This is a genomic window from Acinetobacter pittii ATCC 19004 = CIP 70.29, from assembly GCF_000369045.1.
In the GTDB taxonomy this organism is placed as follows: Bacteria; Pseudomonadota; Gammaproteobacteria; order Pseudomonadales; family Moraxellaceae; genus Acinetobacter; species Acinetobacter pittii.
Genome location: NZ_KB849797.1, coordinates 68,007 through 80,748, shown reverse-complemented (window position 1 = coordinate 80,748; position 12,742 = coordinate 68,007). Strand labels below are relative to the sequence as shown.

11 protein-coding genes and 1 pseudogene are annotated in these 12,742 nt (G+C 38.9%); 9 read left to right on the top strand and 3 right to left on the bottom strand.

Annotated elements, in window-relative coordinates:
• The 7 genes from F928_RS22230 to F928_RS19025 form a co-directional block, all read left to right on the top strand.
• Window positions 1-618 (top strand): multicopper oxidase domain-containing protein (locus tag F928_RS22230; protein ID WP_005079051.1); only part of this gene is annotated, 618 nt, incomplete at its 5' end.
• A complete protein-coding gene (locus tag F928_RS19050) occupies window positions 605-1,534 on the top strand; it encodes a copper resistance protein B (protein WP_005079045.1) in 930 nt (309 codons plus the stop codon). The genes F928_RS22230 and F928_RS19050, both read left to right, overlap by 14 nt.
• Before the next feature lie 45 nt (window positions 1,535-1,579).
• A complete protein-coding gene (locus tag F928_RS19045; RefSeq protein ID WP_000771473.1) occupies window positions 1,580-2,041 on the top strand; it encodes a hypothetical protein in 462 nt (153 codons plus the stop codon).
• A 77-nt stretch (window positions 2,042-2,118) separates the two neighbouring features.
• Window positions 2,119-3,423, top strand: coding sequence for a TolC family protein (locus F928_RS19040; protein ID WP_005079043.1), 1,305 nt, complete (start codon window positions 2,119-2,121; stop codon window positions 3,421-3,423).
• Window positions 3,423-4,922: an efflux RND transporter periplasmic adaptor subunit gene (locus tag F928_RS19035; protein WP_005079041.1), complete on the top strand. Its 1,500-nt coding sequence runs from the start codon at window positions 3,423-3,425 to the stop codon at window positions 4,920-4,922. The genes F928_RS19040 and F928_RS19035 overlap by 1 nt, the downstream gene beginning before the upstream one ends.
• A gap of 14 nt (window positions 4,923-4,936) precedes the next feature.
• A complete protein-coding gene (locus tag F928_RS19030; protein WP_005079039.1) occupies window positions 4,937-8,083 on the top strand; it encodes an efflux RND transporter permease subunit in 3,147 nt (1,048 codons plus the stop codon).
• A 33-nt stretch (window positions 8,084-8,116) separates the two neighbouring features.
• Complete coding sequence (locus F928_RS19025) at window positions 8,117-8,479, top strand: copper-binding protein (protein WP_004738155.1); 363 nt, start codon at window positions 8,117-8,119, stop codon at window positions 8,477-8,479.
• 71 nt (window positions 8,480-8,550) lie between these two features.
• Here F928_RS19025 and feoB read toward each other — a convergent pair whose 3' ends face one another.
• From feoB to F928_RS19010, 3 genes are read right to left on the bottom strand one after another with little or no spacing between them, the layout of a single operon-like run.
• On the bottom strand, window positions 8,551-10,380 hold the full coding sequence (feoB, locus tag F928_RS19020) for a ferrous iron transporter B (protein WP_005079036.1): 1,830 nt from the start codon (window positions 10,378-10,380) through the stop codon (window positions 8,551-8,553).
• Window positions 10,370-10,630, bottom strand: coding sequence for a FeoA family protein (locus F928_RS19015; protein ID WP_001048216.1), 261 nt, complete (start codon window positions 10,628-10,630; stop codon window positions 10,370-10,372). Before F928_RS19015 ends, feoB begins: the two co-directional genes overlap by 11 nt.
• A gap of 11 nt (window positions 10,631-10,641) precedes the next feature.
• Window positions 10,642-11,949: a cation efflux transmembrane domain-containing protein gene (locus tag F928_RS19010; protein WP_016805982.1), complete on the bottom strand. Its 1,308-nt coding sequence runs from the start codon at window positions 11,947-11,949 to the stop codon at window positions 10,642-10,644.
• A gap of 75 nt (window positions 11,950-12,024) precedes the next feature.
• Between F928_RS19010 and cadR the strand changes: the two genes are divergently transcribed.
• Both cadR and F928_RS22225 read left to right on the top strand, forming a co-directional pair.
• Window positions 12,025-12,417, top strand: coding sequence for a Cd(II)/Pb(II)-responsive transcriptional regulator (gene cadR, locus F928_RS19005; RefSeq protein ID WP_000480875.1), 393 nt, complete (start codon window positions 12,025-12,027; stop codon window positions 12,415-12,417).
• Window positions 12,418-12,561: 144 nt separating this feature from the next.
• Window positions 12,562-12,687 (top strand): annotated as a pseudogene (locus F928_RS22225) (FAD-dependent pyridine nucleotide-disulfide oxidoreductase); the annotation flags it as partial.
• Between the last annotated feature and the right edge of the window lie 55 nt (window positions 12,688-12,742).

Genomic DNA, 12,742 nt, shown 5'->3' with positions numbered 1-12,742 from the left:
CATGATATGTCTTCAATGAAAGGTATGGACCATGATATGCCTTCAAAAACAGTAAGCTCTTCTGGATCTGATCAAGTGGTTTACGGATGGGCGAATGCATCAACACCAGCTGGTCTAAAAGCACTTCAATATAGTGATTTACAATCTTTAACCCCCCAAAAAGATACCCGTGCTCCAGAACGTGAAATTGAAATTCGTTTAGGTGGAAATATGGAGCGCTATATTTGGACAATTAATGGTAAGAAGTTTAATGAAACTGAACCATTTAAAGTGAAATATGGTGAGCGTATACGCTTGAAATTTGTTAACGATAGTATGATGGCTCATCCAATGCATTTACATGGCATGTTTATGCAACTGGAAAATGGCCAAGATCCTAGCAATATGCCGAATAAACATACAGTAATTGTTCCACCAGGTAAAACAGTTACAACTTTATTAACGGCTGATGAGTTAGGTGAATGGGCTATCCATTGCCATTTGCTCTATCACATGTCTGCTGGAATGATGAATAAACTTATTGTGGCAAATGTCGATAGTAATAGTACTGATTCGAAAGATGTTGTTGCTCAACCTAATACTAATGATAAGGTGGTAAATCAACATGCGCACCACTAAAAAAATATATTCTAAGACATTTTTATCTATAGCTTTAATTGGATTATCAGGTGTAGCTTTTGCAAATGATACTGCTGTTCAAAGCATGGATAGTAGTACTAAATCCTCTCAGTCCGAGAGTATGAAAATGCTGTTAAAAGAGCCTGGTGGATTAGGTTATGTTGATCGTAATACTTACCAAAATTCAACTTCTGGTAATGATGGAGATAATGGTATAGGCCTGGAAGCCGAAACTTCTAATAACCGAAATCATGATAAACATCTGAAAGAACATGGTGGACAAGTTTTCCAAATGACTAAGTTTGAGAATGAGTGGACTGTGGATGAAGATGGCAAAGGTGCTTTAGGATCGAAAATTGAAACATTGATAGGTACAGATGAAAATCGCCTATTTATTGAAGCAAATTTGGATAAAGCAGAAAGTCATGATCCAAAATATGATGTATCTGCGCTTTATAGCCGTAATGTAGCACCCTTTTGGGATGTACAGGCTGGGGTGAGATACAGTGAAGATAAAAATAACAGCAACAGCGATCGGGTTGATGGTGTTGTTGGCGTGTTGGGATTAGCTCCATATTTCTTTGAAACCCAAGCTTATTTGTACGGTGGTGAGAATAATTTTTGGGGGGCAAGCTTTGAAGTCGAGCGTGATTTCCTGTTAACCCAGAAATTGATCACACAACCTTATCTTGAAGTAGATGCTGTATTTAGCGATGATTCTAACTATGCTGCAAAATCAGGTTTGTCTGAACTAAAAACCGGTATTAAAACCCGATATGAAGTCACTAAAAGAGTCAGACCTTTTGTGGATGTTGCTTACCAATATGAAAAAGGACAAAAAGCAACTAACGTGCAAGAAGCAACTGAGTCCGAAAAAGGATGGAAATATGGTGCAGGCATCGAATTGGTATTTTAAAATACTATAACTTGAAATCATGAATAGTAGTTTCGGCTACTATTCATGAAATTGTTGCTATTACGATTCAATTCTGTAAAACTAAAAAAGCTTAAAATTTGGTCTATGTCTATGCAGTGGTTAAAAACATGCCTATCGCTGTTTTTATCGTTTGCTATCCTGTTAGTAGGATCGGCTGCTGTTGCCTCGTCTGTACATAAACGATGTTTAATGCCATCTGAACAGATGCAATCCATGCAAATGGAAGAGTCGAAAAATCAGAATATGATGCATACTGATTGTATGAAAGGAGAAGCAAAGTCCAAAAAAACTCTGCATGATCCATCCTGTCTGTCTGAACAAGATTGCATTATGTCTTTTACCAAGCTTGTATATGCTAATGACGTTCAGGGTATTTTGCACTCAATGGTTTCCTTTCCTATAGAGCGCTCAGCTTTTTACTCTTTAGATCAAAATCTTCCTTCTCCATACCCTTCGGGTTTATGGAAGCCTCCACGCTCTAACTAATTTGATAGTCCTCTATCATTCATAGAATTTTCTATGAATGTTCTGCGCGTGCGCGTAAACATTTTAGAGCAAAAAATATGAATATTTATAAAGAAAAGCAATCTCATCGTAAGAGATGGCCAATAGCTACTATCTGTTTCTGTCTGGTCTATGGTCAGGCTTATGCTGAGCCATTAACTTTGAATACAGCTATGAAGCTTGCTGAGCAATATGCACCTACCCTAAGAGCAAATAGTGCTCGAATTGAAGGGGCTGAGAATGTAGTTTCAGCTTCTGGCATTTTACCCAACCCTAAATTATTTTTCGGTTTGGAGAATTATCCTATATCTGGTGATGCGTCATGGTCAGTCACACAAGATGGCATGACCATGCAGAAAATTGGTGTTATGCAAGATTTTCCAAACCGCGCCAAAAGACAAGCCGAGGTCGAGTTAGCAAAAGCTGAATTGGGTTCAGCTACTGCTCAAACTGAGATTCTACGTATTGAGTTACGTCAGAAAGTCGCATCTGCTTGGCTTAAACGCTTTTATCTTGAGCGTAAATTGGCGCTATATGATGAACTGTTTTCAGAAAATCGATTACTTTCTCAAATCACACAGACACAGGTCACATCCGGTCGGACAATTGTTGCTGATGCACTTGATCCAAAACAAGAAGCCACTGTATTACTTGACCGGAAGGATGATTTACTTCGTGATTTAAATAAAGCCAAACTAGAATTACATCGGTTGGTAAGTGTAGAGCAAACTGGAAATCCCTCTCAAATTGAAACCTTACCTGACCAAGCTCCATCCATCCATCTTGATACATCAAAGCTGTATCATCACTTGCATCAGCATCCTGAATTAAAAGCTTTTCAGGCTGAAAAGCTAACTGCTGAAGCAAAACTGAAGCAAGCTCAGGCTTTACAGAAACCAGATTGGGGTATTGAACTTGCTTATCAGCATCGAGCACCCGAATTTGGCGATATGATCGGGGTGCAACTAACAACAGAGCTTCCTGTCTTTTCAAAAAGACGTAGTAGTCCACTCATTCAGGCAGCTTTAGCCGAACAAAACAGGATTACCGCCGATCAAGAAGTCCAATACCGTGACCATCTCACTATGCTAGATGATGGGTTATCCGATCTTGATGCACTTGATCAGCAAATTAGACGTGCGATGCAAACAAGTATTCCACTCGCTAAACAAAAAGTGGGTTTACAGTTAGCAAGTTACCAAGCAGGCAAAAGCAATTTGTCCAATGTCATTACCGCCCGGCAAGCTCTTTTAGAACAACAGCTGCGACTTATTGATCTTCAACAACAACAAGCAATTACAACAGCACAACTTTATTTTGCCTTTGAAGAGCCGACCTTAAACCATGCTGAGGAGCAGCCATAATGTTAAGAAATAAATTGGCAATGACTGTCATGGGAGTTGCCACAATTAGTCTTGTCGTAGGTGGCGGTGCCGGATATTGGTTTGCTCATCAGGAAGAGGGTTCTCAATCGGCATCGGTAAGCCAGAAGCAAGATGCTAAAGTACTTTATTGGTACGATCCAATGAAACCAGAACAGCATTTTGATAAGCCAGGCAAGTCTCCATTTATGGACATGCAACTGGTACCTAAATATGCAGACGAAAATACTACGATGACGGATGAAAGTCGTCCTACAGTCAAAATAGATCCAACTCTTCAACAAAATTTAGCCATCCGTTACGGCACAGTTGAACAGGCTGTAATTGGAAATGCCATGTTTACTAATGGCATATTACAAGCAAATGAACGGCAAACAGCTATTTTACAAACTAGAGCAAGTGGCTTTGTCCAGCGAGTGTACGGGCATGCTGTTGGAGATATGGTGACGCAAGGAAGCCCTATAGCTGATATTTCAATACCGGAATGGACTGGAGAGCAAACTGAATTTTTAGCTGTGCTCCGTACGGGAGATCGTTCCCTTATTCAAGCAAGCCGTCAACGTTTACAGCTTTTAGGAATACCACAAAATGTGATTCATCAAGTTGAGCGAACTCGTCGAGTGCAATCTAATATAACTTTGCAAGCTCCAACTAGTGGATTTATTGATTCACTAGAAGTCCGCAATGGTATGGCTTTGGCTATGGGGCAAACCTTGGCCACAATTAAAGGTATCAACCCGATTTGGCTAGAGGCAGCCGTTCCTGAAAAACAAATTGCTGGAATCAAACGAGGTATGAGTGTAGAAGCCAATTTTGCTGCTTTTTCTCAAAAAGTAGCTGGCAAAGTTATCGACATTTTGCCTACCTTAGATACAACATCAAGAACTATTAAAGTTCGGATTGAATTACCAAATCCTAGTGGTCAACTTAAGCCAGGGATGTTTGCTTCTGTCAATATAATAAATAATCCCCAAAGCAGTTTGGTTATACCAGAGCAAGCTGTTATACGGACAGGTACTCGGAATGTTGTCATTGTAGGGCATGAGCAAGGACGTTTTGAACCTGTTGTTGTACAGTTAGGTCAAAGTGATGGCAATAAAATTGCAGTCCTGCAAGGGTTGAAAGCTGGTCAGAAAGTAGTGATTTCAGGACAATTTCTGATTGATTCTGAAGCAAATTTGCAAGGCGTATTGGATAAGCTCAACACTGGGCAACCAATTGCATCATCTCAAACGATTAAGAGGTCAACATATCAAGGTCTTGGTAAAGTTGAAAAAGTCACAAATCAAGATATTACCATTTCACACCAAGCTATTCCTGAGTTGGGTTGGGGTGCTATGACTATGAGCTTTAAACAACCAGTTCAACCATTTACCCAAATTCAGCAAGGCGATCAGGTCCGTTTTGGGTTTACACATACTGGAGATGCTTACGTTATTTCTGACATTTCCAAGATGTCCATGACATCTATGAAGAACTAAACGGGAGAACCATTATGATTGCCCGTATTATTCGTTTTTCAATTGCGAATCGTGTATTTGTCCTGTTGGCAGCTTTAGTTTTGGCTGCTTGGGGAACTTGGGCTGTAAAGAATACACCGGTTGATGCTTTGCCAGATTTATCTGACGTACAAGTGATTGTCAGAACTAATTACCCAGGTCAGGCACCACAAATTGTTGAAAATCAGGTGACGTACCCTTTAACAACAACGATGTTATCAGTACCAGGTGTTAAAACTGTTCGAGGTTATTCTTTTTTTGGTGATTCTTATGTCTATGTCATTTTTGATGAGCATACCGATCTTTATTGGGCCCGTTCTCGTGTATTGGAATATCTAAATCAGATCCAGGGAAAAATGCCTGCGAATGCAAAATCGTCGTTAGGACCCGATGCTACTGGAGTTGGCTGGGTTTATGAATATGCATTAGTTGATCCAACAGGACAACATGACCTTGCACAACTGAGAAGCATACAAGACTGGTTTTTAAAGTATGAACTAAAGACATTACCTAATGTGGCTGAAGTTGCCACGATTGGGGGGATGGTTAAGCAATATCAAGTTGTCTTAGACCCAAGCAAAATGGCGGCTTTAGGTGTTACACAAAACAATGTCATTGAGGCGATTCAAAAGGCTAATCAGGAAACTGGTGGTTCAGTCCTTGAAATGGCTGAAACGGAATATATGGTACGAGCTTCTGGTTATTTAAAAACTTTAGATGATTTTCGCCAGATTCCACTACGAACAAATAGTTTGGGTGTTCCTGTTTCTTTAGGTGATGTTGCAACAATTCAACTCGGACCGGAAATGCGTCGTGGTATCACTGAGCTGAATGGACAAGGTGAAACTGTTGGTGGTGTTGTGATTTTACGGGCTGGTAAGAATGCACGTGAAACGATTACTGCTGTGAAAGCGAAACTGGCTGAATTGCAACAAAGTTTACCGAAAGGAGTGCAGGTTGTTCCTGTATATGATCGCAGTAAACTGATTGATCGGGCAGTCGAGAATCTCAGTCATAAATTAATTGAAGAATTTATTGTCGTGGCTTTAGTCTGTGGACTTTTCCTCTGGCATTTACGATCAGCAATGGTAGCTATTGTTTCTTTACCACTTGGGATTTTGTCGGCTTTCTTAGTCATGTACTATCAGGGCCTAAATGCCAATATCATGTCACTGGGGGGGATTGCCATTGCTATTGGCGCTATGGTTGATGCAGCGGTTGTGATGGTTGAAAATGCACATAAGCATATAGAGACTTGGCAGCATGAACATCCCAATCAAGTATTAGAAACTCAAGCACGCTGGAATATTATTGCCCGTTCCGCCAGTGAAGTTGGTCCTGCTTTATTTTTCTGCTTACTTATCATTACCTTATCTTTTATTCCTATTTTTACTTTACAGGCGCAAGAAGGACGTTTGTTCTCGCCTCTGGCGTTTACCAAAACCTATGCCATGGCAGCGGCAGCTGGTTTATCCATTACTCTGATTCCTGTTTTGATGGGTTATTGGATCCGCGGGAAATTACCCTCAGAACAGCGTAATCCATTGAACCGTTTCCTCATCAAAATATACCGACCTATGTTGGATCAGGTTTTAGCTCATCCAAAGACCACTTTATTTGGTGCATTGCTAATTTTCCTTATTAGTCTTTTTCCTTTAACGCGATTAGGTGGAGAATTTCTGCCGAATATGGATGAAGGTGATTTACTGTATATGCCTTCAGCTTTACCAGGATTGTCCGCAGCTAAGGCCTCAGAACTGTTACAGCAAACAGATCGAATGATTAAAACGGTTCCAGAAGTTGCGACAGTATTTGGTAAAGCAGGGAGAGCTGAGTCAGCAACAGATCCTGCGCCTTTAGAAATGTTTGAAACCACGATTCAGTTCAAACCACGGTCTGAATGGCGCTCAGGTATGACACCTGACAAATTAGTAAAAGAACTAGATAAGGCAGTCCAAGTACCGGGTTTAACGAATATATGGGTACCACCTATCCGTAACCGGATTGATATGTTGGCAACTGGGGTGAAAAGTCCAATCGGGATTAAGATTTCAGCAAATGATCTGCAAGATATTGATCGGGTAGCACAGCAAATTGAACAAGTTGCTAAACAGGTACCCGGTGTTAGCTCGGCTTTAGCTGAACGACTCACAGGTGGTCGATATGTTGATGTCGATATTAACCGTATGCAGGCTGCACGATATGGTCTCAATATCAACGATGTGCAGAAAATTGTATCATCCGCGATTGGTGGAGAAAATATTGGTGAAACTGTTGAGGGATTAGCAAGATATCCCATTAATGTACGTTATCCACGAGAGATTCGAGATTCACTGGAAGCTTTGAGAAATTTACCGATTGTAACTGAATCTGGACAACAAATTGTATTAAGTAGTGTTGCCAATATTCAAATTACAGATGGCCCTCCAATGCTAAAAAGTGAGAATGCCCGTCCAAGTGGTTGGGTTTATGTAGACGTACAAGGACGTGACTTAGCTTCAGTTGTGCAAGAGTTGAAGCAGTCTATTGACCAAAAAGTAAAACGCTCCTCTGCCATGAGCATTAGCTATTCAGGACAGTTTGAGTTCATGGAGCGTGCGAATGCTCGCTTAAAAGTCGTCATTCCAATTACATTGATGATTATTTTTCTACTGCTCTATTTGATTTTTAGACAAGTACAAGATGCAGTTCTGATTATGGCAACGCTACCTTTTGCTTTAATTGGTGGTATATGGGCCATGTATTTGAGCGGTTTTCACTTTTCAGTTGCGATTGCAGTTGGTTTTATCGCCCTTGCAGGTGTTGCTGCTGAGTTTGGTGTAGTCATGTTGTTCTACTTGAAGCAAGCAGTTGAACATGCACAGCAAAACCTATCTTCTTCAACGGCATCCTTAACAGAGCAACAACTCAATGATGCAATCCGAACAGGAGCTGTACTACGCGTTCGTCCTAAAGCCATGACGGTTGCCGTCATTTTGGCAGGCTTAATTCCTATACTTTTAGGGACTGGGACAGGTTCTGAATTGATGAGCCGTATTGCTTTACCTATGGTTGGGGGCATGATTTCAGCTCCTCTACTGTCAATGTTTGTTATCCCGGCTGCATATCAGCTTTTAATCAAAAGAAAACTATCAACACATTGATCGTTTTGTTATTTCGTCAAAAGAGGTTTTATTATGTTGAAATTTATGAAAATTGTGGCTCTTGTTGCAACTGTTGCTGCGTTAACTGCATGTAGCAAAAATGAGGCATCAGAGCAAAAGAAAGCGGAAGCACCGATGGAGCAGATGAGTAAAGAGTCATCTACAGTTGCAACAGCTCAAGCTGTTGGTGTGATTACTGCTATTGATACGAAAGAAAATATTCTAACACTCGACCATGAAGCAATTCCTGCAATTAAATGGCCTGCAATGACTATGGGCTTTAAAGTTGCAGATCCAGCATTATTAAATGGTTTAACTGTAGGGGAGAAGGTTGACTTCGAATTAAAAATAGAGGGTGAGAGTCAGATTATTATTGCTGTGAAAAAAAGCTCATAATCAGTTTAATACTTAAAAGAAAAATGGATGCAAAGGCATCCATTTTTCTTTATGAAACATTCTTATTTTGATTAAAGTCTACTAATAAGCTGATATGTAATGAAGGCAAAGAAATACGCAAGCCCAAATAAGTAAGTCGCCATAATAACAGGCTGTTTCCAGCTACCAGTTTCACGACGAATGGTCGCTAATGTTGCAAGACAATGTGGTGCGAAAATGTACCAAACTAATAATGACATCCCTGTAGCTAGCCCCCAGCCATCAGGACCAGAGATTTGACTCAACAATGTTTGAGTTACAGTATCTTCATCTCCAGACATAGCATAAATTACACCTAAAGCAGCAATGACAACTTCCCTTGCAGCCATAGCAGGAATTAATGCAATACAGATTTCCCAAGTAAAGCCGATAGGTGCAAATATAGGCTGAATAATGTGTCCAAGTTGTCCAGCTAAACTATAGTTGATAGCAGGCATTGTGGCATGCTCAGGTGGTTGAGGGAACGTAACCAACACCCAAAGCAATATAGATAATGCTACGATAATGCCACCAACCCTTTTTAAAAAGATCGTAGCTCGATCATAAAGTCCTAATGCAACGTTTCGAATATCTGGTAATCGGTAAGTAGGCAACTCAAAGATAAAAATACTTTCTGTCTTATCTTTTCTAACTAGTTTCAAAAATAAAGAAACACATAATGCTGAAACAATGCCAGCCATATATAGTCCAAAAAGAACTAAACCTTGTAGACTTAACCAACCATAAACTAATTTGTTTGGAATGAATGCCGCAATCAGCAAAGCATAAACAGGTAATCTTGCAGAACAAGTCATTAATGGTGCAATCATAATGGTTGCTAGGCGATCTCTTTCCGAACTAATGCTTCGTGTTGCCATGACACCAGGGATAGCACAGGCAAAACTAGACAATAGTGGAATAAAGGAACGTCCACTTAAACCAGCTTTGGACATTAATTTATCCAAAAGGAATGCTGCTCGTGGCAAATAACCTGATTCTTCTAGAATTAAAATAAAGAAGAATAAGATAAGGATCTGCGGCATATAAGCCAAAACACTACCCGATCCAGCGATTACCCCATCAACAATAAGACTTCTAAGTAATGGATGAGTAATAAGCGGGCCAATTGTATTACCTAACCAAGCAATTGCATTTTCAATTAATGAGATAAAAGGTTGTGCCCAGATAAAAACGGCTTGGAACATGACAAACATGGTAAGCGTTAGGATGACTAAACCAAGTACAGGATGTAAGAAAATTTTATCCAAGAAAGCTGTTCTTGCATCACCATTATCATTTTTTAAAATTACCTGTTTAGTAATATTTTTAATCTGATCAAAATGATTCAGATCAGAATGATAAGGAGTGACAAATAGATTTTTTTGATCTAATTGATTTAGTAGTTCTTGCACGCCTTTAGTTTTAACGGCAACAGCCTCAATAACAGGGATACCCAACAATTCTGATAGCTTATTAATATCTATCGAAATACCACGCTTTTTGACCTCATCCATCATATTTAAAACAAGAAGCATTGGTCGATTCAATGCCCTTATTTCAAGCACAAGACTTAAATGTAAATGTAAATTAGTGGCATCAACCACACATACATATATATTAGGTAGGACCTCACCCTCAAGCTCACCTAAGCATACAGCCCTTGTTACCTCTTCATCTAGACTCGTAGGCTTTAAGCTGTATGTGCCGGGCAAATCTAAAACCCGAACTGATTCACCAGAAGGTAGTTTAAAGAAACCTTCTTTCCGCTCAACAGTAACACCAGCATAATTAGCTACTTTTTGACGAGTACCTGTTAAAGTATTAAAGAGAGATGTTTTCCCACAATTTGGGTTACCAATAAGTGCAATATTTTTACTGTTCATTTGAAACAATCTCTACAAAAATTCGTTCAGCTTCATTCTTTCTTAACGCAAATCGAGAAGTTTCAATTTGAACCAATACTGGATCACCACCGAAAAGTCCCTTAGCTAGAACTTGTAAAGTTTCACCAATTCTGAAACCTAACAATTCAAGTCGTTCGAGAACTGGATCATTTTTATCTAAATATTGGTTACCTTTTTTTAGGTCAACAATTTTGACAAAGTCGTTTGGTTTAACTTGGAATAAATTCATTTTTAATACTCTTATTTCAATGCCAAAATTTTTCGAGCACCGTTAAGTACGAAAAGCGAAACAATTATTCCTATAACAAGATCTGGATATGCGGAACCTGTCAAAGCCACAAGGAAGCCAGCAATAATTACACCTAGATTCACAATCACATCATTAGCTGAGAAAATCCAACTTGCTTTCATATGTGCTCCACCATCTTTATGTCCAGAGATTAGATAAAGACAGGCAACATTCGCAATTAGTGCAAAAAAGCCGATTACAATCATTAATAAAGATTCAGGCTCACTACCTAATACAAAACGTCTAATTACATCGACAATTACAGTTATTGCGAGAAATAATTGAATCCAACCCGCAAAATGCGCGGCTTTAACTTGATACTTTGCAGCTTTACCTACAGCATAAAGTGCAATCCCATAAACAGCAGCATCTGCAAACATATCAAGAGAGTCTGCGATTAACCCTGTAGATGCAGCAATTAGTCCACTAATAAATTCAATAACGAAAAGTGCAGCATTAATAGCTAAAAGAATTTTTAAAACTTTTGCTTGTTCAGACGTATCTGCTTTTTCAGGCATTTCACCCACAGAGGTGGCGGTACTTTCAAGTTTGGCTCCAAAACCAAGTGCTTCAAGTTTGCTAGTAATTTCATTAAGACCATCATTATGAAAAACTTTCAATTTCCGATTAGGTAAATCAAATGTTAGTCCTTTGATCTCATTTACTGGAGACAATGCCATACGAACCATTTGCTCCTCAGCAGAGCAATCCATTTTCGGAATCAGAAACGTACTGATTTCTTTTGCATGCTCTTTATTTACATAGGCTTCAGTTTTATTTAATTTTGCTCCAAACCCAAGAGCTTCAAGTTTTGCAGTGATTTCATTACTTTTACCATTATGCATAACTTTTAGGTTTCGATTCGGCAAATCAAAAACTAGCCTCTTAACATTTACCAAAGAAGATAAAGTCATCCGAACCATTTGTTCCTCTGCGGAACAATCCATTTTAGGGATTTTATAGTCACTGATGAAAGTCGCTACATCCTCATTATCATTAACTGTCTCAGGTGAACTTATCGAATCTGGGGTACAACATGAGTTTGACTGCGTAGAACATGGCTGAGTACTAGCACAAGGATCTTTTTCATCTGGCTTAGATTGTTGTGGTAATTCATTACCACAACAAGAACTTTTACTTTCTTCAGCAGTTAAATCTTTACTGTTACCAGAATTTTTTTCTGATTCATTTTGATTTTGCTTAGTGTCTTCACAAGAATTTTCTTTATTACAACCGCAACCACTCATTGATGTGCCCATAGTCATATCTTTACTTATTGCATATTAAAATCTCTATAGCTACTATAGAGTCAAGTTGGATTTTGAGTATTTCTAATGTTTATGAAGATAGGAGAGCTCTCTGAAAAAACGTCGTGCTCAGTACTGACAATACGGTTTTATGAAAAAGAAGGTCTAATCCCGCAACCTGATCGAACTCAAGGTAACTATAGACTATATACTGAAGATTACATTGATCGGTTGAAATTCATTGTGAATTGTCGTTCTTTGAATATGAACTTAATTGAAATCAAAAAATTACTAAATTATAAGGATCTACCTAATCTAAATTGTTCTGATGTGAATGAGCTTATCGATTCACATATTAACGATGTAGAGGAAAATATTCGGAATCAGCAGAAACTCATACAGCAGCTATTAGAAATAAGAAAGACTTGTGATGGGTTATGTACAGTGGAAAAATGTGGTGTACTGAAGAAGTTAGCCTGAATAAAAAGTTAGTGATCACATTTGTCTCTCAAACTTACTGATACGTATATTGGCTTATTTAATATTATTGCTAAATTCTTAATCTAAAATGAACTGTTTACAGCAGTTTTTCAAATTTAACTAGCTTATTTAATGGATTGTATTTTGCAGACCATCTGGCTAGTTGGTTATGGTGAATGGACAGGCATGACATCGGCAACATTAATTGGGGTTTCTAGAACTGCCAGAGCAGTAGTCGATGAAATAGTTGTCTATTTAGCCATAGATTAAATAGTTGAAGGGGGAGATAAATTACTTACTCCCCAGAAAACATCTCATTTACTCA